Below are 21,828 nucleotides of genomic sequence, written 5' to 3'. Positions count from 1 at the left end.
ATAGTCAGCTCACACACCGTCAACACTCCCTGCACCCCGCGAACCGGTGGTGCGGGGAGCAGCCCGCCACCGGTTCCCCGCCCCCGTACCGGAGGACCGTCCCTTGCGCACCGCCGCACTCCTCACCGCCGCCCTCGCCCTCACCCCGATGGCGGCCGCCCCCGCCCCCGCCCACGCCGGCCCGCACTGGGTGCACAGCTGCGCCGCCCCCACCCGCAGTGATATTGCCGCCTGCCAGGCGCTGCGGGTGGTCGCCGCCCAGGCCGGGGACGGCGGCCTCGGCCCCGCCGACCTGCGCGCCGCCTACGGGCTGCCCGCCGACGGCGGCGAGGGCGCCGTGATCGCCGTGGTCGACGCGTACGACCACCCGCACGCCGAGGCCGACCTCGGCGTCTACCGCACCCACTACGGCCTGCCCGCCTGCACCACCGCCAACGGGTGCTTCCACAAGGTCGACCAGCGCGGCGGCACCCGGCTGCCCCGCGCCTCGGCCGGCTGGGCCGGCGAGATCTCCCTCGACCTCGCCATGGTCTCCGCCCTCGCTCCGCGCGCCCGGCTGATCCTGGTCGAGGCCGACTCCGCCTCCTTCACCAACCTCGGCACCGCGATCAACACCGCCGTCCGGCTCGGCGCCCGGTACGTCTCGCTCAGCTGGGGCGCCCCCGAGAACGCCGACGGCCCCGCCTACGACAGCCGCTACCTCGACCACCCCGGCGTGGCGATCACCGCCGCCTCCGGCGACGGCGGCTACGGGGTCAACTACCCCGCCGCCTCCCCGTACGTCACCGCGGTCGGCGGCACCACGCTGCGCCGCGACGCGGGCGCCGCACGCGGCTGGACCGAGACCGCCTGGTCCACCAGCTCCGACGAGGGCACCGGCTCCGGCTGCTCCGCGTACCTCGCCAAGCCGGCCTGGCAGCACGACCCGGGCTGCGCGGGCCGCACCGTCGCCGACGTCTCCGCGGTCGCCGACCCCGCCACCGGCGTCGCCGTCTACCAGACCTACGGCGGCAACGGCTGGTACACCTACGGCGGGACCTCCGCGTCCGCCCCGCTGATCGCCGCGGTCTACGCCCTTGCCGGCACCCCCGCCGCCGACAGCCGCCCGGCTGGCTTCCCCTACGCCCACCCCGCCGCCCTGAACGACCTCACCGCCGGCGCCACCGCCACCTGCACCCCCGCCTACCTCTGCACCGCCGGCCCCGGCTACGACGGCCCCACCGGCCTCGGCACCCCGGCCGGCCCGAACGCGTTCCGGCAGTAGCCGACAGCGCCCCTGGCGGGGCACGGCTCGTGGTGCTGAACATCCCGTTATCGTGCGTATTGTCCGTTCCTGACGCAGTGTGAGGTGGATCCCGTGGGCAGCGTGGCCGACCAGATGGTGGAAGTGCTCCGGCAGGCGGGTGTCGAGCGGGTCTACGGGGTGGTCGGGGACAGCCTGAATCCGGTGGTGGACGCGATCCGGCGGGCGGAGGGCATCTCCTGGGTGCACGTCAGGAACGAGGAGGCCGGGGCCTTCGCGGCGGCCGCGGAGGCCGAGCTGACGGGCCGTCTGGCGGTCTGCGCGGGCAGCTGCGGCCCCGGCAACACCCACCTGATCCAGGGCCTGTACGACGCGCAGCGCAGCGGCGTCCCGGTGCTGGCGCTGGCCTCGCACATCCCGTCCGTGCAGATCGGCACCGGCTTCTTCCAGGAGACCCACCCGGAGCGGGTGTTCACCGACTGCAGCAGCTGGTGCGAGATGCTCTCCAACCCCGCCCAGCTGCCCCGGCTGCTGCGGGTCGGCATCCAGCACGCGCTCGGTGCGCGCGGCGTCTCCGTGCTCGCCTTCCCCGGCGACGTCGCCGGGGTCACCGCGCCCGCTCCCACCGGCCGCAGCACCTTCCTCACCGAGCAGGCGGTGGCCGCCCCGCCCTGGTCCCAGGTCCAGGCGCTGGCCGAGGCGCTGAACCGGGCGCGCACCGTGGCGGTCTTCGCCGGGGCGGGCGTCCGCGGCGCCCACGACGAGCTGATGCAGCTCGCCGGCACCCTGCAGGCGCCGGTCGGCCACTCGCTGCGCGGCAAGGAGTGGGTGCAGTACGACAACCCGTACGACGTCGGGATGAGCGGCCTGCTCGGCTACGGCGCCTGCCACGAGGCGCTGCACGAAGCCGAGTTGGTGCTGCTGCTGGGCACCGACTTCCCGTACGACAGCTTCCTGCCCCAGGCCCGCACGGTGCAGGTCGACCACGACGCCACCCGGCTCGGCCGGCGCACCGCGCTGGAGCTCGCGGTGCACGGCGACGTGGCGGCCACCCTGCGGGCGGTGCTGCCGCTGCTGGAGCAGAAGCGCGAGCGCGAGTTCCTCGACGCGATGCTGACCCGGCACTTCAAGGCGCTGGAGACCGTGGTCGGCGCCTACACCAAGGGCATCGACAAGCACCGCCCGATCCATCCCGAGTACGTGGCCGCGGTCCTCGACGAGGTCGCCGCCGACGACGCGGTCTTCACCGTCGACACCGGCATGAACAACGTCTGGGCCGCCCGCTACCTCACCCCCAACGGCCGCCGCCGGGTGATCGGCTCCTTCCTGCACGGCTCCATGGCGAACGCCCTGCCGCACGCCATCGGCGCCCAACTGGCCTTCCCCGACCGGCAGGTGGTCTCCATGTCGGGCGACGGCGGGCTCTCCATGCTGCTCGGCGAGCTGCTCACCGTGGCCAAGCACCGGCTGCCGGTGAAGACCGTGGTCTTCAACAACGGCGCGCTCGGCATGATCAAGCTGGAGATGCTGGTCTCCGGCTACCCCGAGTCCCAGATCGACAACGGCGACGTGGACTACGCCGCCGTCGCCCAGGCCTGCGGCATCCCCGCCAAGCGGGTCACCGACCCCGCCAAGGTCCGCGAGGTGCTCACCGACGCCCTCCGCCGCCCGGGCCCCGCCCTGGTCGACGTGGTCACCGACCCCAACGCGCTCTCCATCCCCCCGCACATCACCCCCGCCCAGCTCAAGGGCTTCGCGCTGGCCGCCGGGCGCACCGTGCTGACCGGCGGCGTCGGCAAGATGATCGACCTGGCCCGCTCCAACCTCCGCAACATCCCGCGGCCGTGAGCCGAGGAGTCGGATTTGCCTGCGGGGCAAAATTGTTGCCCCGCAGGCACGGCGGGTGTGCACTGGAGGCATGAACGACAGCCTTCTCGGTGACGACCAGGAGGTCGCGGGCCTCGGCGCGCGGCTGCGTGAGCACCGGGTGTCCAGCCGGCTGACGCTGGAGACGGCGGCGGCTCGGGTGGGCCTGTCGCCAGCTTACTTGTCGCGGCTGGAGACCGGCCGGCGGCAGCCCTCGCTACCGGTACTGCTGGGGCTGGCCCGGGCGTACGGGACCAGCGTGTCCGAACTGCTCGGCGAGCAGCCGGCGGAGCCCGACCCGGTGATCCGGGGCGGGGCGATCGAGCCCGGGCGGGCCGGCGGCTGGGGGTACCGGCGGGCCGGCGCGCCGGGCCGGGCGATGCAGGCGCTGCGGGTGCACGTCCCGCCGAGCCTGCAGGACGCGGTGGTGCGGGTGCACCCCGGCGAGGAGTGGCTGTACGTGACCCGCGGGCGGATGCGGCTCACCCTCGGCGAGCACACCCACCTGCTCGACGAGGGCGACTCCGCGCACTTCGACTCGCTGACCCCGCACTGCATCGCCGCCGACTCCTCCGCCGGCCTCGACCTGATCTTCGTCCACACCCTGCTGCAGAGCCCGGGCGGCGACCTCTGCCTCGGCGACGCCCCGCGCCTGTAGCCATCCATCCACGGCCACCACCGCTAGGAGACCGCCATGGCCGACCACACCGTCCCCGCCCCGAAGACCGCTGCGGCGCCCGCCGAGACCATGGACGCCGGGATCAGCGCCTCCAAGCAGGTCTGGGTCCGGGCGATCATCTACATCGTGTCCGGCCACGTCTTCGTCGCCTTCCTGTTCCTGCTGTTCTACCTGGGCAGCCGCGGCCACTGACGGAGGGCTCCGGGCCTGCCGAAAGCCCGGGGACGGGCGAAGCCCCAGGCCGGCAGCCTGGGGCTTCGCTCCTGTGCGTGCGGTTCCGCTACCTGAGCGGCGTGCCACCCGCGTTGTGGTTGGCGATCGTCTTGTTGACCAGGTTCCCGCCGTCGGTCTCGGGCGTGGTCTGCTCCGACCAGCCGGCGCCGAACAGGAGGGCGCCGACGTGTGCGTTCGCCGTCTGGTCCAGGTGCGAGAAGAGCCAGTCGACCTTGTCGTCCTTGTAGTGGCCGGGGGTGTTGTTCTGCGCCATGTTGCCCAGGGGAATCTGCCACAGGACCACCGGCTTGCCCACCGATTCGGACATCGTCTTGTAGAACGCGAGGGCGGCGAAGCCCTTCTGGTCGTTCCAGAAGGTGTCACGGCTGCCGTGGGCGGGCAGCGCGTACCAGCCCGCGTCGCGGTCCGTCACGTCGGTGACCAGGAAGTCGGCGCTCGATGCCCCGAGGTCCGTGTAGTCCTTGACGCACTGCGGGGTGTTCTGCTGCCAGTCGAAGCAGGACAGGTGCAGTCCCACGCCGGTGTTGGGCGCGTACTTGTGCGCCATCGCGATCAGGCACTGGGCCAGGCCGGCGGCGCTGTTCTCCTGCGATCCGCAGTCCGTCGGGTTCGCGGCCCTGACCTGCGCGGCGACCTGGTGAGGGTTGCCGAGCGACCGGACGTAGCCCCAGAAGTCCGGCTCGAGATCGATCATGTCCTGCGAGGTGCCGAGCTTCTGGAGGAAGAAGCGGTAGTCGTTCAGGTACCGGGTGAGCAGGTCGGCCCGGTTGATGGCCTGGACCTCGCCGGGACCGTCGCCCTGGCCCGCCGCATCGCCGAGGTCGCGCAGCGAGTACCACGTGAAGAGGTACTTCTGCGGGCGCGGCTTGCCCTGGTACGTCGCCTTGGACGCGCGGTCGTTGAGCATGGTCACCTGGGTGCCGGGCGCCGTGGTGTCGCCGGTCCAGCAGCCCCACCAGCCCGACCACTCGGACTTGCAGCGCGAGGCCGTGTAGGCGTCGGACGAGGGCGCGGGCTGGCTGTGGATGTAGGCGTACCGCACGTCGAACGGCGCGGCGTTCGCCGTGGAGTCATCCATCGAGCCGCCGAGGAGCATCGTGCTGCTGCCCATGAGGCTCTTCGCCGAGCTGCCGCCGCCGGTGGCCGGAGACGCCGGCGGCGTCGACGCCGGGCGGGTGCTCGGAGCCTGGCTCGCCGGAGCGCTGCCGGCCGGCTTGGTGGGCGTGGCGGGCGTGGTGGGCGTGGCGGTGCTGCCGGAGCCCCCCGTGGTCCCACCGCCGTTGACGCTGCCGGCCGGGACGAGCTGCCACTGCTGCTGGGGGCCGTTCCAGTCGTGGTACTGGGCGAGGTGGCTCCCTTCGGTCTTGGAGCCGCCCGGGACCTCGACGGCCATGCCGCTGAAGCGGTTGATCAGCCGCACGTAGCCGTCCGACGACTTCTCCAGGCGGAACTGCTGGTTGGCGCCGTTCAGGTCGCGCCACTGCACCAGCCCGGAGCCCTCGGTCTTCGACCAGCCGTAGTCGTCCAGCACCTTGCCGGAGTTCCGGTTCTGCAGCCGGTAGTTCCCGTCACCCGAGTCGACGAACTTCCACTGCTGGTTGGTCCCGCCGGTGCGGCTCCACTGCCCCAGCGGAGAACCGTCGTACGTGGCGTAGTCGAGGGCGTCCAGCGACTCGCCGGTGCTGCGGTTGACCAGCGTGTACCAGGCGTTGGTGTCCACGGTTCCCGCCGAGGCCGTGCTGACCACGACCACCGAGCCGCCCAGGACCGCCAGGCTGACGGCCGCCCAGAAACTCCGGCGCTGGTACAGCCGACGGCCGCGGTGCGCCTGCCGCCGCCCCGGGACGGCCGAGCGGAACGACAAGCGGCCACGGCGGCCGTGGCCGCCGGGCGCCGCCTCCGGCGACGTGGATGGGCGAGGGAACATGTCGATGCTCTCTTTCAGCCGTGGCCTCTGGCCGGACCCCTGTCCGGACACCACCCAGTTGTCACCGCCCCCGGAAAGGTTGCCCCGCACCGCGAAGACTTCTTCCGGGCACCGCCCGCCGGGGCGGCTCAGAGCGTGACCAGCGTGCACAGTGCGTCGAGCGCGCCCTCGAAGGCGTGCTCCGGCGGGGTGCCGTAGCCGATCACCAGGGCCGGCGGCGCGTCCGGCGCGGGCGGGGCACCGGCCGCCCGGCACCACGAGCGGGTGTTGACGGACAGGCCCAGCCACCCGGCGTGGCGCTGGAGTTCGGCCTCGGTCAGGGAGCCGGGCGGCAGCTCCAGGACGGCGTGCAGCCCGGCGTTGATGCCGGTGACGCGGACCGCGGGCGCGCGCTCGGCGAGCACCGCGACCAGCCGGTCGCGGCGGCGGCGCAGCAGCTGGCGGGAGCGCCGGATGTGCCGGTCGTAGTCGCCGGAGGTGATCAGCTCGGCGAGGGTGAGCTGGTCCAGCACGCCGTTCTGACCGCCCGCCAGCTGCTTGCGGGCGGCCACCGGTTCGACCAGCGCGGCGGGCAGGGCCAGCCAGGCCAGGCGCAGGGCCGGGGCGAGCGACTTGCTGGCGGTGCCCGCGTACACCACCCGGTCCGGGTCGAGGGCCTGCATGGCGCCGATCGGCTGCCGGTCGTAGCGGAACTCGCCGTCGTAGTCGTCCTCCAGCACGTACCCGCCGGTCTGCCGGGCCCAGGCCACCGCCGCGGCCCGCCGGCCGGCCCGCAGCGGCACCCCGGTGGGGAACTGGTGGGCGGGCGTGAGGATCGCCAACCCGGCGTCGGTGCGGGCGAGTTCGGCGGTGCGGGCACCGCCCTCGTCGAGCGGCAGCGGACGGACGGCGGCCCCGGCGGCGGTGATGATCTCGTGGTGCGGCGGCAGCCCGTACTCCTCCACCGCGACGCTCGCCAGGCCGTGTTCGCGCAGCGCCGCGCAGAGCAGGCCGAGGCCCTGGGTGTAGCCGGAGCAGACCAGCAGCCGCTCCGGGTCGGTGCGCACCCCGCGCACCCGGGCCAGGTAGCCGGCCAGCGCCCGGCGCAGTTCGATCCGGCCGCGCGGGTCGCCGTAGCCGAAGGCGTCGTGCGGGGCGGCGTTCAGCGCCCGGCGGGCCGCCGCCAGCCAGGGGCCGCGCGGGAACCGGGTCAGGTCGGGGGTGCCCGGCACCAGGTTGAACGGGACGGCGGGCTGCGGGCGCAGCCCGGGCGGGGCGGAGCTGGGGGCGGGCTGCGGGCCGCGCTCGGCGACCACCGTGCCGGAGCCCTGACGGGAGGTCAGCCAGCCCTCGGCGGCCAGCTGGGTGTACGCCTCGGCGACGGTGTTGCGGGCGATCCCCAGGTCCGCGGCGAGCGCCCGCGAGGACGGCAGCCTGGTCCCGGTGGCGAGCCGCCCGTCGCGCACGGCCGCCCGGACCGCGTCCTCCAGCGCGGCGCGCACCCCCAGGCCGCGGGCCCGGCCCGCGCCGAGGTCCAAGTGCAGGTCGCCGCCGAAAGTGGCCCAGGAATCCATGCTTCAAATGAACCACACCACCGGGCCAGTTCGCCCCTACGGTGGAGCACATGACCGATGACGCACTCGTCCCCGCCCCGCTCCAGCGCCTCTCGCTGCCCAAGCTGGCCCCGGAGTTCTACCGTCACATGATCAGCCTGGACCGGGCCGCCGTGACCGGCCTCGGCGACCCGGTGATCGCCGACCTGGTCAAGTTGCGCGCCTCCCAGCTCAACCACTGCGCGTTCTGCCTCGACATGCACGCCACCGACGCCCGCGCCAACGGCGAGCAGGAGCACCGGCTGCACACCCTGGCCGCCTGGCGCGAGACCCCGTACTTCACCGCCCGCGAGCGCGCCGCCCTGGCCCTCACCGAGTCGGTCACCCTGGTCGCCGACACGCACGTCCCGGACGAGGTGTACGGCGAGGCCGCCAAGCACTTCTCGGAGGCCGAACTGGCCCACCTGATCGCCCTGATCGTCGCGATCAACGCCTGGAACCGGATCGGCGTCACCTCCCGACTCAGCCCCGCCCCCAAGCGGTGACCGCCCGCCGGATCGAGCGCGCCCGGCGGCTGCACGCCCTGCACCGCCCGGGCGAGCCCCTGGTGCTGACCAACGTCTGGGACGCCGCCACCGCCCGCCTGGTCGAGCAGGCCGGCGCGCCCGCACTGGCCACCGCCAGCGCCTCGGTCTCCTGGAGCCTGGGCGTCCGCGACGGCGGCGGCCTCACCCGCGAGCTCGCCGTCGCCCAGCTCGCCCTGGTCGCCGGGGCCGTCGAGGTGCCGGTCACCGCCGACCTGGAGGACGGCTACGCGGGCACCCCCGCCGGGGTCGGCGAGACCGTCGCCGCCGCCCTGGAGGCGGGCGCGGTCGGCGCCAACCTGGAGGACGGCGGCGCGGGCCCCGGACTGCGCCCGCTCGACGACGCGGTCGCCCGGGTGTCCGCCGCCCGGGCCGCCGCCGACGCGGCCGGCGTACCGCTCTACCTCAACGCCCGCACCGACGTGTACCTGCACGGCGTCGGCGAGCCCGCCGACCGGCTGGAACTCGCGCTCACCCGCGGCCGCGCCTTCCTGGCGGCCGGCGCCGACGGCTTCTTCGTCCCGGGCATCGCCGATCCGGCCGAGATCGCGGCCCTGGCGAAGGAGTTCCGCCTCAACGTGCTCGCCGGACCCGGCCTGCCGACGGTCGGCGAACTCGCCGCGCTCGGCGTCGCCCGGATCAGTCTCGGCCCGGGCCCGGCGAAGGCGGCCTACGCGGCGGTGCGGCGCGTCGCCGAGGAGGTCTACGGCGCGGGGACGTACGGAGCACTGGAGGGCGGCCTGGACTACGGCGAGTTGAACGGCCTGTTCGCGAACTGAACGACCGTCGGCCGGTCATCCGTCAGTGCCCGTCGACCGTCGAGCCCAGGGCCTCGCAGGCCCCGGTGGCGGAGTCCGCGAGCGGGCCCACGAGCGGGTACTGGGCGAGGTCGCGGTGGCAGAGCTCGGCCGTGGAGGGGAGCGCGCCGTGGTAGCCGGTGTCCAGGCCGTCCGCCTGGGCGAGGCCGCCGGCCTGGGCGAGCGGGGCGGCCTCGGCGGGGGCGCCGGTGAGGGCGAGCCCGGCCATCGTGAGGGCGGCGAGCGCGGTGAGCTTCTTCATGGCCGGTGCAACGACCCGGCCCCCGCCCGGTCACGTGGATTCACCTGACGGGGGACCGGGTGTGGCGGTCCGTCAGCCGACGACCACCGGCAGCGTGCGCACGCTGTTGCTGATGAACGAGCCGATCGGCTCCGGCGGCGCGCCCTCGGCCATCCGCAGGGTCGGGAACCGCTCGAACAGCTGCCGCAGCGCGGTCTCCGCCTCCAGCCGGGCCAGCCCGGAGCCGAGGCAGAAGTGCGGGCCGTGCCCGAGCGAGAGGTGGCGCACCGGGCTGCGGGTGATGTCGAAGCGGTCGGCGTCCGGGTAGTGCCCCGAGTCCCGGCCGACCGCCGCGTACGAGGCCAGCAGCGCCTCGCCGCGGCGGATCACCACCTCGCCGACCCGGACGTCCTCGACCGCGTAGCGCAGCGGGAACTGGCCGACCGGCGAGTCGTAGCGCAGCGTCTCCTCCACCACCGCCGACCAGGGGACCTCGCCCTTCAGCACCAGGTCGAGCTGCTCGGGGTGGGCGAGCAGGGCGCGGACGGCGTTGGTGATCAGGTTGAGGGTGGTCTCGTGGCCGGCCACCAGCATCAGCAGCAGCGTGCCGACCAGCTCCTGCTCGCTGAGCCGGTCGCTCTCCTCGCGGGCGGCGATCAGGTCGGTGGTCAGGTCGTCGCCCGGAGCCGAACGCTTGGCCTCGACCACCGCGGCGAGCAACCCGAACAGGTCCTGCTGCGCGGCGACCGCGGCCGCGGGCGTGGCGGAGCTGCTGACCAGGGTGTCGGAGAGCTCGTGCAGGGCGTCCTGCTGCTCCTCGGCGAGGCCGAGCAGTTCCCCGATCACCTGCATGGGCAGCGGGTAGGCGAAGTGCCGACGCAGGTCGAACGCGCCGTCCAACTCGGCCACGGCGTCCAGCAGCCGGGCGGCCCGGGCCTCGATCGCGGGGGCCAGCTCGGCGATCCGGCGCGGCGTGAACGCCTGGGTGACCAGGCCGCGCAGCCGCCGGTGGTCGGCGCCGTCGGCGGTGATCATGCCGGGGACGCTGATGAAGTTCAGCAGCGGCCAGCCCTCCGGCAGCCGGCCCTCCCGGAAGGTCGACCACAGCTGCGGATTCTTGCCGATCCGCGGGTCGGCGAGCAGCTCCTGCAGGGTGTCGTGGTGCGTTACCGCCCAGACCACCACCCCGCCAGGGAGTTCCACCAGTGCCGCCGGTCCGGCTTCCCGGAGCCGCCGGTTCTCGCCGTGCTGGTCGGCGCCTGCGGGGTCGAGCCGGATCGGGACGAGCTGTTCGGCAGTGGTGGTGGTGTCCATGCGGGCCTCTCGGTGGTGGCGGGGCGGGGCGGGGTGAAGGCGCTGTACAGCACCGGCAGGCTGACCAGGGCCCGCGACCACGGTGACGGTCGCCACGCCAACTCGTGTGCGGGAACGGCCAGCTGAAGGTCCGGCAGGCGGTGCAGCAGGGTCTCCACCGCGGTCTCCACGATCAGCCGGGCCGGGTCCTGCGCCGGGCAGACGTGCTTGCCGGCGCCCCAGGCCAGGTGCGCCCGGTTGCCCGCCACACCGTCCCGGCCGTGCACCACCGGGTCGGCGTTGGCGGCGGCCAGGCCGAGCACCAGCATGTCCCCGGCGCTGATGTACTGGCCGCCCAGCACGGTGTCCGACGTCGCCCACCGGCCGGGGAAGTTCTGCGTCGGCGGGTCCCGCCACAGCACCTCGTCCAGGGCGTCCGCGACGGTCGCCCGGCCGCCCGCCAGAGTGGCCCGGAACCGCCGGTCGGTGAGCAGCAGCCGCAGCGTGTTGCCGGTCCAGTTGATGGTGGTCTCGTTGCCCGCGACCAGGATCACCACCAGGTGGTGCACCGCCTCCTCGTCGCTCAGCGCCGCCGGGTGGGCCAGCAGCCAGGAGGTGAGGTCGGCGCCGGGCCGCTCGCGGCGGCTGCGCACCAGGTCGACCAGGATCGCCTGGAACTCGGCGTTGGCGCGCACCGACTTCTCGCTGCTGTCCACGAAGTGGCTGATCAGCTCGATCAGGTGCGGCCCGGCCTCGGCGGGCAGGCCGAGCAGCCGGGTGAACACCAGCAGCGGCAGCCGCCGGGCGTACTGCGCGATCAGGTCGGCGGTGCCGTCCGGACCCCAGCCGTCGATCAGCGCCTCGGCGGCCGCCTCGGTGGTCTCCCGCAGCTGCCGCTGGTCGACCCGGGACAGCGTGTCGGCGACCGCGGCGCGCAGCCGCTGGTGCTCGGCGCCGTCCAGGTTGAGCAGCGTGGGCCGCCAGGCGGTCATCGGCAGCAGCCGGGAGTCGGCGCTCAGCCGGCCCTCCCGGGCCACCCGCCAGCGCCGCGAGTCCTTGGAGAACTGCTGCTCGTTGCGGGTGAGTTCGAGCAGCTCGGGGTAGCCGAGCACCAGCCACGCCTCGACGCCGGGCTCCAGCTCGATCGGGGCGACCGGGCCGTGCTGCTCGCGCAGCCGGGCGTACAGGCCGTGCGGGTCCTCGGCCACCGCCGGGCCGTACAGCGGGGCCACCCGCGGCGGCACGTACGGACAGCCCGCGGCCGGGGCGGTGGTGGGGACGGAGTCGGGGGTGGTCATCGCTGGTACTCCAGGGCGGCGGTGCGCAGATGGTCCACGAAGTCGATCAACAGCCGGTGCGCGTCCCGCCGGTCGCGGACGTCGCACTGCATCACCGGCACGTCGGGCAGCAGGTCGAGCGCGGCCCGCAGCTCCTGCTCCGGGTAGCGCGGCGAGTCCGGGAAGAGGTTGACGGCCACCGCGAAGGGGATCCGGTGCTCCTCCAACTGGCCGAGGACGTCGAAGGACTCCTCGATCCGGCGGGAGTCCACCAGCGCGATCGCGCCGAGCGCCCCCCGCGAGAGGTCCTCCCACAACGGCTTGAACCGCTGCTGTCCCGGCGTGCCGAACAGGTACAGCGCCAGCTGCGGGTTGAGGGTGATCCGGCCGAAGTCCAGCGCCACCGTGGTGGTGGTCTTGCCCGGACGCCCGGCCACGTCGTCCACGCCGGCGCCGGCCGCCGTCATGGTCTCCTCGGTGCGCAGCGGCACGATCTCGCTGAGCGAACCCACCAGCGTGGTCTTGCCGACCCCGAACGGGCCGGTGACCAGGATCTTCACCGTCCCCTGGACGGTCGACGGCAGGTAGGCGGGCTCAGCGGAGCGCACGGAGGCCAACCAGCACCTCCTCCAGCAACGCGGTCGGCGCCCGCTCGGCGGGCCGCACCGGCGGTACGACCTGCACCGCTCCGAGGTCCCACAGATCGCCGACCAGCACCTTCACCACGCTGATCGGCAGGCCCAGGTGCGCCGCCACCTCGGCGATCGACAGCAGCTCCCGACAGATCGTCAGCAGCGCCTGCTGCTCCCGGTTCAGCGCCCCCGGCTCCAGCTGCGCCCCGGGCACCGACCGCACCAGGCTCTCGAACTCCAGCACGTTCCGGCTCGGCCGGCTGCGCCCCCCGGTGATCACGTACGGGCGCACCGGGCCCCGGCTCACCGGAGCTCCCCGGCGATCGCGTGCTCCTGCCGCGGCGGCGCGGTCAGGTGGGTGCCGATCCGCTCCACCAGCATCTGCATCTGGTACGCCACCAGGCCCGCGTCGACCGCCTCGCCGGTCACCACCGCGAGGTGCGCGCCCGCCCCGGCGGCGACGATGAACAGGTAGCCGCCGCCGTACTCGATGATGATCTGCCGGGTGACGCCGCTGCCGTCGCCGAAGCCCTGCGCCACGCCCCGGGAGAGCGACTGCAGTCCGGAGCAGGCGGCGGCCAGCCGTTCGGCGTCGTCCCGGCCGATCCGCGGGCTGCGGCCGATCTCCAGGCCGTCGTTGGACACCACGACCGCGTGCTGGACCTCCGGCACGTTGACGATGTCGGTCAGCAGCCAGCCGAGATCAGGATTGGTGGTCATCGAAGTCTCCCGTGCGCTGGGGAAGTTGGGGGGAAGCGGGAAATGCGTCGGGGCGGTCCTGAGCGGACTGCCGGTGCTGTTCGGCGGCCGACCGCCCGGTGGCGGTGCCGGCCTGGAACAGCGACATGAACGCCTGCGCCTCGTGCGCGGAGCGCGCGGGGGCGGGCGCGGCCTCGGCCTGCGGACGGGGCGGCGGAGTGCCGCCCCGGCGGTTGATCCGCCGCGGCAGGCCGGGTGCCTGCTGCGGAGGCACCGTCGCCGCACGGCCCGCGGGGGGAGTCGGGCGGGTCGGCAACGGGGACGCCGCACCGCGGTGCGGCGCGGGGACGGCCGACGCCGGGGCGCCGGCCGAGAGCGGGTCGGTGAGCAGCGCGTTCGGCAGCAGCACCACCACCCGCACCCCGCCGTACGGCGAGGGCGCGGAGGACAGGGTGACCCGGAAGCCGTACTGCTCGGCGAGCCGGCCGACCGCGGCCAGACCCAACTGGGGGGTCTCGCCGAGCCGGAAGACCTCCAGCGAGCCGCCGCCGGCCAGCGCGGCCGCGGCCTTGGCGACCGACACGTCGGTCATCCCGACGCCGCAGTCGTCGATCTCGATCACCGCGCCGTTGTGCACCGGCATCAGGGTGACGAAGACCTGGGTGTTGGGCGGCGAGTAGCGGGTCGCGTTGTCCAGCAGCTCGGCCACCGCGTGGATCAGCGCCTCGGCGGCGGCGCCGACCACCGCGCTGTCCACCCGGCTGTGCACCACCACCCGCTGGAACGGCAGGATCCGCGACTGGGCGCCGCGCACCACGTCCTCCAGCGCCACCGGCTCCGGCCAGTGCCGGCCGGCCCGGGCGCCGCACAGCACCGCCAGGGTCTGCGCCAGCCGGGCCTGCTGGGCGGCGGCGTGGTCGGCCTTGAGCAGGCCCTCCAGCAGCGCCGGGTCGTCGTGGGTGCGCTCCATCTCGTCCAGCCCGGCCTGCTGGTCGTGCGCCATCACCAGGATCCGGCGGGCCACGCTGAGGAAGGCCCGGGTGGTGGCGGAGTTCGTCTCCTGCTCGCGCAGCGCCGACTCGGCGCCGGCCCGCCGGTCCGCGAGCTCGGCCGCCAGTTCCGCGCGGGTGGCGGCCAGCTCGCGCTCGCCGCGCGCCAGCCGGGCACGCAGCGTGCGGGTGACGGCGCGGAGCCGCACGGCGGTCGCCAGGGCGAGGAGGGTGAGCAATCCGGCTGCTGCCAGGCACCATTGAGTGGTCGTCACGCGGGGATTCTAAGGTGGTGTTACTACTGCCGTATGAACAGATCAGAGCTTGGCTGTTCAGACCACGTCAATATTGGACAAGCTGCCCCGACTAGCCCTCGACGGCGCTACCCGAGCGGTGCAGCAGGAGCAACGCCACGTCGTCCGCCCGGACTTCACGCTCCGTCACATTCAGCGTCAGCAGGTCCGCCAGCCGGGACAGCGCCTCCGGCTCGTCCAACCGCCGCGCCCCGCCCGTCTCCGCGACCCACAGCCCCAGCCCGCCCAGCATCCGCTGCACCGACTCGTCGTAGTCCTCGTCCCGGACCTCCACCAGCCCGTCGGTGTACGCCAGCAGCGTCTCGCCCACCGCCAGCTCCTCCACCGTCAGCGGGTACCGCGCCCCCGGCAGCACCCCCAGCGGCGGCCCGCCCGGCAGCCGCAGCTCCCGCGCCCCGTCCGCGCCGATCAGGACCGGCGACGGATGCCCGGCCCGCGCCGCCCGCACCCGCCCGGTGGCCGGATCCAGCGTCAGGTACAGACAGGTGGCGAACAGTTCGGTGTCCAGCTCGGACAGCAGCCGGCTGGTCCGCTCCAGCGTCGCCGCCGGATCGTTCCCGTCCGTCGCGTACGCCCGCAGCCCGCTGCGCAGCTGGCCCATCACCGCGCTGGCCTCCGCGTTGTGCCCCTGCACGTCGCCGATCACCAGCCCCACCTGGCCGTCCGGCAGCCGCAGCAGGTCGTACCAGTCGCCGCCGATCATCATCCCCTCGGTGGACGGCAGGTAGCGCGCCGCCGAGACGATCCCCGGCACCTCGGGCAGCGAACGCGGCAGCATCGCCCGCTGCAGCTCGCTCGCCCGCTCCAGGTGGATGTCGTACAGCCGGGCCCGCTCCAGCGACTGCGCCAGGATGCCCGCGAACGCCGAGTACATGGTGCGGTCCTCGCGCCCGAAGGACCGCTCGGTGGCGAAGGTGATCAGGCACGACCCCACCTGCCGGCCCGACGCGACCAGCGGCAGCACCGTCCAGGCCGCCGGCGCCCCCGCGGGCCGCGCCCCGCCGCCCGGCTCGCTGAACAGCGGCTTCGCCCGCGCCAACGCACTCTCCATCACCCCGCCGGCCAGCTCGTGCAGCCGGTTCAGCTCCGCCCGGTGCGGACCGCCGAACACCGTCGGCGACACCGGCAGCAGCCGCCCCTCGTCCACCAGGTCCAGCACCACGCTCGCCGCGCCCAGCGCCGGCCGCGCCACGTCGGTCAGCGCCGTGGTCACCTCGCGCACCGTCACCGCCCGCGACAGCGCCCTGGTCAGCGCCAGCAGCAGCGCCGTCCGCGCACCCGCCGCCGGGTTCGGCTCCGCCAGGTCCGGACGCCACGGACGGACCGTCACCAGCCCGGCCATCCGCACCGGCCGCCGGTGCACGTCCAGCATCACCTCGCCGGCCTCGTCCACCAGCCCCACCGACCCGTCCGGCCGCACCACCCGGTACCGCAGCCGGTACCCGCCGCCGGTGGCCAGCGCCTCCGCCAGGCCCGCCTGCACGTCCGGCAGGTCCTCGGGGTGCACCACCCGCGCCAGGTCCGGCATCGGCCCGCCCGGACCCGGCGGCTCCAGGCCCACCACCCGGTACGCCTGCTCGTCCCAGACCGTCTCGCCGGTCACCAGGTCCCGCTCGAACGCGCCCGCGCCGGCCGCGTGCACGGCCAGGGCGAGCAACTGCGCGTCGCCCGACGGCGCTTCGGCCCGCGCCCCGCCCGGCGCGGGCTGCGCCGCGTGCACGTGGTCGAGCAGGTGCGCCAAGCGGTGCGCGCACGCCTCCGCCAGCGTCTCCAACAGGTCGAGGTCCCGCTGCGGCACCGCCCCGCGGTGCGCCAGCGCCAACGCCAGCGACCCCACCGGGTCGCCGTCCACCACCAGCGGCAGCACCGCCAGCGCCACCAGCTCGGTGCCCAGCCCCGCCGCCGCGTTCGGATAGTCGGCACTGGTCTGCCGCGGCGACAGCAGCACCGGCTCCCGGGTGCGCAGCGCCAGCGCGGCCGGCAGCTCGGACGCCGGATCGACCACCCCGTACTTCTGGTGCACCCAGTCCGGCAGCCCGTGCGAAGCGGTCAGCCGCAGCATCCCGTCGTCCAGCAGGTAGAGCGCCGAACCCTCACCGGTGATCCACGCCGGGCCCTCGGCCAGCAGCGTCCCCAGCAGGTCCGCCGCGCTCGACGCGCGCAGCAGCAGCCGCAGGCACCGCAACTCGGTGCGACTGGCAGGCCGCGGCGAGCTCTGGTCCATCCGAAGCGCCGGCCCTTCCGCTCGTCGTGCCAGTGCCGACCATCCTATGGACGCACCGGCCGACCAGGCGGTTCACCACACGGGCCGACGCCGTGTCACTGCCCGTCGACCTCGCCGTACCCCGGCTGCGGCCGCGCGGCGACCGGGCGCAGCGAGAACACCCCGCGCGCCACCGAGAAACCCCGCTGCAGCACCGCCCCGAGGCTCTTCGGCCGGGTCGTTCCCGCCCAGGCGGGCGGAGCGTCGTCCAGGGCGGTCCGGGGCGTGGGGATCAGTCCGGTGGCCGGCTCGGTGTGCTGGGTCGCCTGCGGCATGTGCGCTGTCCTCCGTGCTGTCGGTCACGACCGTGAAGGCGGTCTTCATCGGTATGACTTCCCGACCGACAGACAGTGTTACGCGCGGAGGATGACGAGAAGGTCTCGAACCGGCACCGAGTTCGGGGATTCGCGCGGGAATGCGGCGATTGCGCCGCTCGTCCCGGAGGTGCTCAGAGCGACGGCGCCTGCCCTGTCAGCCCCTGCGCCACCGACTCCGGGTAGTCCGGCGAGAGCGGCAGGTCGGGCGCCGTGACCGCGTCGGTCAGCGGACCGGTGCCGACCGGGTGCGGGGCGGCGTGCGCGCTGGGGGCGGCAAGGGAGGCGACCACGCCGACGGCCAGCGAGGCAAAGGCGAGCATGCTGCGCTTCTTCATACCGGGTAGAACGCGCGAGTCGCCGGGAGGTCACGACGGCCAGTGCGCCAGGCCCGCCACCAGCACCTCCGTCAGGCGCTCCAGCGTCACGTCCCGGCCCTCGGCGAGCTGGAACGCCCCCGCCGTGGCCAACGAGGCGTACCCGTGGGCGGTCGCCCGCAGCGTCCGGGCGGCGTGCACCGCCTCCGACCCCGCCAGCCCGTACCCGCGCAGCACCGCGAACAGCACCTCCACCAGCCGTCCGCCCGCCGCGCTCAACTCCGGGTCCGGGTCCGGCGCCTGGGGCAGCGCCGCGTACCGCCGCGGGAACTCGTCGGCGTACCCGGCGTACGCGGTGAGCAGCGCGGCCACCGCCGCCTCCCGGGAGCGGCCGAGCACGGCCGCCGCCAGCCGCTCGGTCAGGTCGTCGGTGGTCCGCACCGCGACCAGCCGGCGCAGTTCGGCGAGACCGCCCGAGACGTGCTTGTACAGCGAGGGGGTGGCCACCCCGGCCTTGGCGGCGACCGCGGCCAGGGTGAGCGCCTCGGCGCCCTGAGCATCGATCAGGTCGAGGGCGTGGTCCACCACGGCGGCGGTGGAGAGTCCGGCGCGGGGCATCAGGCGATCTTCCCGAGGAAGGCGAGCAGGGCGTCGGCGACGAGCTGCGGGTGCGAGGCCATCGGGTAGTGGCCGGCGTCCTCGATCATCACCTTGCGGCCCTTCAGCGCCGCGGCCTGCCGGTCGGCCAGCACCTCCGGCTTCGGGAAGTCGGGGTCCTTGGCGCCCATCAGCACCAGCCCGGGGGCGGTGACCTCCGCGCACCAGCCGATCGGCGCGGAGTTGCCGTGCAGGTACCCGGCCACCGCGGCCTTGCGGGCCGGCTCGCGCAGCATCGCGCCGAGCGAGGCCCGGTAGTCGTCGAAGTCCGCCGGGCGGGCGCCCTTCGGGTAGTAGAACTTCTGCATCGGGCTCCAGATGCCGGGGAAGGCGCCGATGACCGGCCCGGCGACCCCGAACAGAGCCTTCTGGAAGGCGTTCAGCGGCAGGTTCTCGACGAAGGCGTCGATCAGCACCACGCCGCCGGTGCGCTCCGGGGCGAGCGTGGCGGCGCGCACCACGGTGGCACCGGTGTACGAGCTGCCGACCAGCACGGCGCCGCGCAGGTCCAGGTGGGCGAGCAGGGCGACCAGGTCGTCGGCGATCGCGGCCGGGCTGTAGTCGGCGAAGCCGGTGGAGGTCTCGCCCATGCCGCGGAGGTCCATGGTGACCACCCGGTGGCCGGCCGCGCTCAGCAGCGGGGCGAGGAACCGGTAGACCCGGCGGGAGTCGAGCATGCCGGGGAGCAGGACCACCGGGACGCCGTCGCCCGGGGTGTCGTCGTAGGCGAGGGTGCCGCCGGTGACGTCGAGGTACTGGGTGGTGCCGAGGGTGCTGTTCATGGCGGGCCTCCTGGCTGGTCCGGGCTCTCCGGGGTTCGGCTGACTGCCGATAGCCATAAAGCTAAGGCTAATAGCCTTAGCCGTCAAGTCCTGGAGGTGGCGGAGGCCTGGAGGCCCGCCGGAACGGCGGTCGGCGGGTGCGGTCAGATGCCGTCCACCTTGAAGGGGTCGTGTTCGGCGATCAGCTTCTCCAGGCGGGCCTGGTCGACCCGGCTGGTGAGCGCCCCCTCGTCCTGGCGGTCGCGGATCACCTTGGCCAACGTGAACGCGGAGGTGATCTCGAAGAGCAGTCCGACGGCGAGGAACGCGCGCATCCAGGCGTTCACCGGCAGGTAGGCGATCCCGACGACGAGCGCGACGGTGGCGAGGACGAAGGAGGCGGCGGCCTGGAGGTAGAACGCCGCGGTGGTCCGGTGGGGCATCGGTGCGGTCATGGCACCAGGGTCGGGGCGCGGTCGGCCCGGGTCGTGAGCACGGATACTCAACTCCGCCGTCACGGTCCGTCATGCCGGCGGTGGGGGCTTCTGGTAAACCGTCACAAATCACCCATAGGTCGTCAGGAAAGTTTCACAGCCCCTCGGTAGGAGCTTGGAATCATGGGGTCCATAGGATTAACGTTTGATAACGCAGCGCGGTCGGCAACGCCGTAACCAAGCGGCACCGTGCGCCACGCCTAATCCAACCGGGCACGCCCTTCACCGGGCCGCCCAGGAGCCGGGGAACCACCTTCCACCGGGGTGAATCGGAACGGCCCTCGGGCCCGACCGTAGGAGACCTTCCACCTCCGAACCCGTCAGCTAACCCGGTCGGCGACAGGGAAGGAAGGAGCACGCCCCCGTGGCGTCGACCTACACCGAGAGCACCGGCACCCGGCTGCTCGACCACCCGGCCGAGCAGGACGCCGTCCGGCACCGCCTGCCCCGCCAGTCCCGCGCCGGAGCAGCCCCGCTGTTCGGCGCCGCCGCGATGACCGCCGCGCTCGGCGCCACCGGACTCGCCGCCGCCCCCGCGCAGGCCGCCGCCCCGGCACCCGCCGCACCCGCCGTGACCGCCGCTGACGAGGCGTCGGACGGCCTGCTGGCCGCCGACCCCGGGCTCGCCCTCGCCGCCCGCATCCAGCAGCAGGCCGACGGCCAGCGCACCGCGGCCGACGAGAGCGCCCGGGTCGCCGCCGCCCAGGAGGCCGAGGCCAAGCGGGCCGCCCAGCAGGCCGGGACGCACCGCGACGCCTACGCCCTCCCGCTCGCCGACTACCAGCTCACCGCACACTTCGCGCAGTCCGGCGACCACTGGGCGCTGCTGCACACCGGCCTCGACTTCACCGCCCGCACCGGCACCCCCGTCGCCGCCGTCGCCGCCGGCACCGTCACCTCGGCCGGCTGGTCCGGCGCCTACGGCTACCGCGTCATCCAGACCCTGCCCGACGGCACCGAGATCTGGTACTGCCACCTGTCGCAGATCGCCACCCCGTCCGGCCAGGTCACCGCCGGCACCGTCCTCGGCGCGGTCGGTGCCACCGGCAACGTCACCGGACCCCACCTCCACCTGGAGGTCCGCCCCGCCGCGGGCGCCCCGATCGACCCGCTCCCGTGGCTCACCGCCCACGGCCTCCAGCCGTAGGCACCGCCGCCTGACCGGCTATCCCTCCGGGTCCAGGCCCGGGAGCCCGTCCCGCTCGGCCTGGCCCGGGAGGTACTCCTCCGGCGCCAGGTCCGCGAACGCCTCCCGCTGGGCCGGACCCGGCACGTAGTCCTCCGGCGCCAGGTCCGGGTACTCCTCCAGCAGCAGGCGGGCCAGGCCCGGGACGGTCCACTCGCCGCACAGGTCGATCGCGGCCTCGGCCACCGCCGCCTCGAACCCCTCGAAGTCACCGGCGAGTTCGGCCGGCATCGGGAGCCCGCGGGCGGTCAGCTCGGCCAGGTTGCGGTACGAGCGGTGCATCAGGCCCTGCTCCAGCAGCCGCCGCGCCCCGTCGGTGGCCATCCCCACCACCCGGATCCGCTCCGGGCTCCACGCGTCGCCCGGCTCCAGGCCCGGCACCTGCTCGAACGCCGCCTGCCGCTCCTCCTGCGTGAACTCCCGGAAGCCGTCCAGCCACACCCGCACCGCGTCCAGGTCCCACTCCGGCACCCCGTCCGCCCGCAGCAGCAACGCGTACAGCCGCGGCCAGGTCACCAGGTCCGAGCGCCGCAGCAGCCCCGCCAGCAGCTCGCCCTGCCAGTCGGCCTCCTCGTGCAGCCGCTCCCACCGCTTGGCGTTCAGCCGCCGCGCCGTACGCTGACGGTCGATCAGCAGCCGCACCGCCGCGCCGTACGCCAACGGGTCGCCGTCCGGCTGGACGTACAGGTGCAGGCGCTCGTACAGCAGCTGCTCCACCATCGGTGAGGACAGCTCCGGGAACCCGTCGTGCAGCCGGGCCCCACCGAGCTCCAACAGCGTCAGGACGGCCCGCACCGCCCCCTCGTCCACCGGCGGCAGGCCCTCGCCCGCCGCCCAGTCGAGCAGGTCGGCGGTCCGGGTACGGGGCAGCAGCTGCAGGTCGTCGTCATCCACCCAGGTACGTTAACCGGTCCCCACCCCACCGCCGGGTAGGGTCGGGCGCCATGGAAACCGTCCGGCTGACCGGGCCCCGGCTCACCCTCCGCGAGTACCGGCACACCCCGGAGGAGGTCGCCGCGCTGCAGGCCGTGCACGGCGACCCGCGAGTCGTCCGCCACCTGGCCTTCGAAGCCCAGGACTTCGAGGGCTGCGCCGACCAGCTGGAGCTCTACCTCGACGAGGCCGAACGCGAGCCCCGCGAGCACTACCGCCTCGCCGTCGAGCACCTCTCCGGCGAGGTGATCGGCCAGGCCGCGCTCACCCGCGAAGGCGACCACGCGGCCCAACTCGGCGTCGCCCTGCGCCCCGACACCTGGGGCCACGGCTACGCCGCCGAGACCACCGCGCTGCTCTGCACCCTCGCCTTCGACCACCTCGCCCTGCACCGCCTCACCGCCCGCACCCACCCCGCCAACACCCCCGCCCAACGTGTCCTCACCCGCGCCGCCTTCCACTACGAGGGCCGCCTCCGCCACGACACCCACCGCTCCGGCACCTGGCACGACGCCCTCCAGTACTCCCTCCTCGCCCCGGAGTGGCAGGAGCTGCAGCGCAGGCAGGGGGGTTAACCCCACCTCGGATCCGGCAGC

At 74.4% G+C, this 21,828-nt stretch carries 24 protein-coding genes and 1 riboswitch; of the genes, 8 read left to right on the top strand and 16 right to left on the bottom strand.

The genetic code is table 11. The features are described 5' to 3' along the window. Positions 1-148: 148 nt before the first annotated feature. From ACWD4U_RS16710 to ACWD4U_RS16695, 4 genes are all read left to right on the top strand, one after another. The gene (locus ACWD4U_RS16710) at positions 149-1,264 is read left to right on the top strand and encodes a S53 family peptidase (protein WP_449787215.1); all 1,116 of its coding nucleotides are present in this window, start codon (positions 149-151) and stop codon (positions 1,262-1,264) included. Positions 1,265-1,357: 93 nt separating this feature from the next. Continuing rightward, positions 1,358-3,091 (top strand): pyruvate dehydrogenase, encoded by a 1,734-nt coding sequence (locus ACWD4U_RS16705; RefSeq protein ID WP_363459467.1) that lies wholly within the window; start codon positions 1,358-1,360, stop codon positions 3,089-3,091. Positions 3,092-3,161: 70 nt separating this feature from the next. Next, positions 3,162-3,767, top strand: coding sequence for a helix-turn-helix domain-containing protein (locus tag ACWD4U_RS16700; RefSeq protein ID WP_363459469.1), 606 nt, complete (start codon positions 3,162-3,164; stop codon positions 3,765-3,767). 36 nt (positions 3,768-3,803) lie between these two features. Continuing rightward, positions 3,804-3,980 carry a DUF6126 family protein gene (locus tag ACWD4U_RS16695; RefSeq protein WP_363459471.1) on the top strand — a complete coding sequence of 59 codons (177 nt, stop codon included), beginning with the start codon at positions 3,804-3,806 and terminating at the stop codon, positions 3,978-3,980. Positions 3,981-4,068: 88 nt separating this feature from the next. On the opposite strand, the gene ACWD4U_RS16690 is transcribed toward ACWD4U_RS16695, so the two are convergent. Together ACWD4U_RS16690 and pdxR are read right to left on the bottom strand one after the other, a co-directional pair. After that, entirely contained in the window at positions 4,069-5,886 is a 1,818-nt protein-coding gene (locus tag ACWD4U_RS16690; RefSeq protein WP_363459473.1) for an RICIN domain-containing protein, read from the bottom strand. 191 nt (positions 5,887-6,077) lie between these two features. Further along, complete coding sequence (gene pdxR, locus ACWD4U_RS16685) at positions 6,078-7,502, bottom strand: MocR-like pyridoxine biosynthesis transcription factor PdxR (RefSeq protein WP_363459475.1); 1,425 nt, start codon at positions 7,500-7,502, stop codon at positions 6,078-6,080. A gap of 50 nt (positions 7,503-7,552) precedes the next feature. Between pdxR and ACWD4U_RS16680 the strand changes: the two genes are divergently transcribed. Next, a complete protein-coding gene (locus ACWD4U_RS16680) occupies positions 7,553-8,026 on the top strand; it encodes a carboxymuconolactone decarboxylase family protein (RefSeq protein ID WP_363459477.1) in 474 nt (157 codons plus the stop codon). Further along, positions 8,023-8,844, top strand: a complete 822-nt coding sequence (locus tag ACWD4U_RS16675) for an isocitrate lyase/PEP mutase family protein (RefSeq protein ID WP_363459479.1) — start codon at positions 8,023-8,025, stop codon at positions 8,842-8,844. Before ACWD4U_RS16680 ends, ACWD4U_RS16675 begins: the two co-directional genes overlap by 4 nt. 22 nt (positions 8,845-8,866) lie before the next feature. On the opposite strand, the gene ACWD4U_RS16670 is transcribed toward ACWD4U_RS16675, so the two are convergent. The 13 genes from ACWD4U_RS16670 to ACWD4U_RS16610 form a co-directional block, all read right to left on the bottom strand. Continuing rightward, a complete protein-coding gene (locus tag ACWD4U_RS16670; protein ID WP_363459481.1) occupies positions 8,867-9,124 on the bottom strand; it encodes a hypothetical protein in 258 nt (85 codons plus the stop codon). Between the two features lie 72 nt (positions 9,125-9,196). Further along, positions 9,197-10,306: a cytochrome P450 family protein gene (locus tag ACWD4U_RS16665; protein WP_449787211.1), complete on the bottom strand. Its 1,110-nt coding sequence runs from the start codon at positions 10,304-10,306 to the stop codon at positions 9,197-9,199. Next, the gene (locus tag ACWD4U_RS16660; RefSeq protein WP_363459483.1) at positions 10,270-11,694 is read right to left on the bottom strand and encodes a cytochrome P450; all 1,425 of its coding nucleotides are present in this window, start codon (positions 11,692-11,694) and stop codon (positions 10,270-10,272) included. Before ACWD4U_RS16660 ends, ACWD4U_RS16665 begins: the two co-directional genes overlap by 37 nt. Beyond that, the gene (locus ACWD4U_RS16655; protein WP_363459485.1) at positions 11,691-12,290 is read right to left on the bottom strand and encodes a GTP-binding protein; all 600 of its coding nucleotides are present in this window, start codon (positions 12,288-12,290) and stop codon (positions 11,691-11,693) included. The genes ACWD4U_RS16660 and ACWD4U_RS16655 overlap by 4 nt, the downstream gene beginning before the upstream one ends. Beyond that, positions 12,268-12,612, bottom strand: coding sequence for a DUF742 domain-containing protein (locus tag ACWD4U_RS16650; RefSeq protein ID WP_363459487.1), 345 nt, complete (start codon positions 12,610-12,612; stop codon positions 12,268-12,270). Before ACWD4U_RS16650 ends, ACWD4U_RS16655 begins: the two co-directional genes overlap by 23 nt. Beyond that, positions 12,609-13,025 (bottom strand): roadblock/LC7 domain-containing protein, encoded by a 417-nt coding sequence (locus ACWD4U_RS16645; protein WP_363459489.1) that lies wholly within the window; start codon positions 13,023-13,025, stop codon positions 12,609-12,611. The genes ACWD4U_RS16650 and ACWD4U_RS16645 overlap by 4 nt, the downstream gene beginning before the upstream one ends. Next, entirely contained in the window at positions 13,009-14,268 is a 1,260-nt protein-coding gene (locus tag ACWD4U_RS16640; protein ID WP_363459491.1) for a sensor histidine kinase, read from the bottom strand. The genes ACWD4U_RS16645 and ACWD4U_RS16640 overlap by 17 nt, the downstream gene beginning before the upstream one ends. Positions 14,269-14,359: 91 nt before the next feature. Then, a complete protein-coding gene (locus tag ACWD4U_RS16635) occupies positions 14,360-16,531 on the bottom strand; it encodes a SpoIIE family protein phosphatase (RefSeq protein WP_363459492.1) in 2,172 nt (723 codons plus the stop codon). A gap of 95 nt (positions 16,532-16,626) precedes the next feature. Then, positions 16,627-16,845 (bottom strand): hypothetical protein, encoded by a 219-nt coding sequence (locus ACWD4U_RS16630; RefSeq protein WP_363459494.1) that lies wholly within the window; start codon positions 16,843-16,845, stop codon positions 16,627-16,629. 173 nt (positions 16,846-17,018) lie between these two features. Next, positions 17,019-17,222: a hypothetical protein gene (locus ACWD4U_RS16625; protein WP_363459496.1), complete on the bottom strand. Its 204-nt coding sequence runs from the start codon at positions 17,220-17,222 to the stop codon at positions 17,019-17,021. Between the two features lie 30 nt (positions 17,223-17,252). Beyond that, positions 17,253-17,819 (bottom strand): TetR-like C-terminal domain-containing protein, encoded by a 567-nt coding sequence (locus tag ACWD4U_RS16620; RefSeq protein ID WP_363459498.1) that lies wholly within the window; start codon positions 17,817-17,819, stop codon positions 17,253-17,255. Further along, entirely contained in the window at positions 17,819-18,640 is an 822-nt protein-coding gene (locus ACWD4U_RS16615) for an alpha/beta fold hydrolase (RefSeq protein ID WP_363459499.1), read from the bottom strand. Before ACWD4U_RS16615 ends, ACWD4U_RS16620 begins: the two co-directional genes overlap by 1 nt. A gap of 143 nt (positions 18,641-18,783) precedes the next feature. Next, positions 18,784-19,074: a YiaA/YiaB family inner membrane protein gene (locus ACWD4U_RS16610; RefSeq protein ID WP_363459501.1), complete on the bottom strand. Its 291-nt coding sequence runs from the start codon at positions 19,072-19,074 to the stop codon at positions 18,784-18,786. 226 nt (positions 19,075-19,300) lie between these two features. Further along, positions 19,301-19,467, top strand: a riboswitch (cyclic di-AMP (ydaO/yuaA leader). 10 nt (positions 19,468-19,477) lie between these two features. Here ACWD4U_RS16610 and ACWD4U_RS16605 point away from each other — a divergent pair. Continuing rightward, entirely contained in the window at positions 19,478-20,260 is a 783-nt protein-coding gene (locus ACWD4U_RS16605) for a M23 family metallopeptidase (RefSeq protein ID WP_363459503.1), read from the top strand. Between the two features lie 18 nt (positions 20,261-20,278). On the opposite strand, the gene ACWD4U_RS16600 is transcribed toward ACWD4U_RS16605, so the two are convergent. After that, the gene (locus tag ACWD4U_RS16600) at positions 20,279-21,193 is read right to left on the bottom strand and encodes a hypothetical protein (RefSeq protein WP_363459505.1); all 915 of its coding nucleotides are present in this window, start codon (positions 21,191-21,193) and stop codon (positions 20,279-20,281) included. A gap of 50 nt (positions 21,194-21,243) precedes the next feature. On the opposite strand from ACWD4U_RS16600, the gene ACWD4U_RS16595 reads away from it, so the two are divergent. Continuing rightward, complete coding sequence (locus ACWD4U_RS16595) at positions 21,244-21,807, top strand: GNAT family N-acetyltransferase (RefSeq protein WP_363459507.1); 564 nt, start codon at positions 21,244-21,246, stop codon at positions 21,805-21,807. The last annotated feature ends 21 nt before the right edge of the window (positions 21,808-21,828 follow it).

This window comes from Kitasatospora sp. NPDC002522, assembly GCF_053595195.1.
Note: the sequence above shows the minus strand (reverse complement) of the source record. Positions and strands in the feature narration are given on the sequence as shown.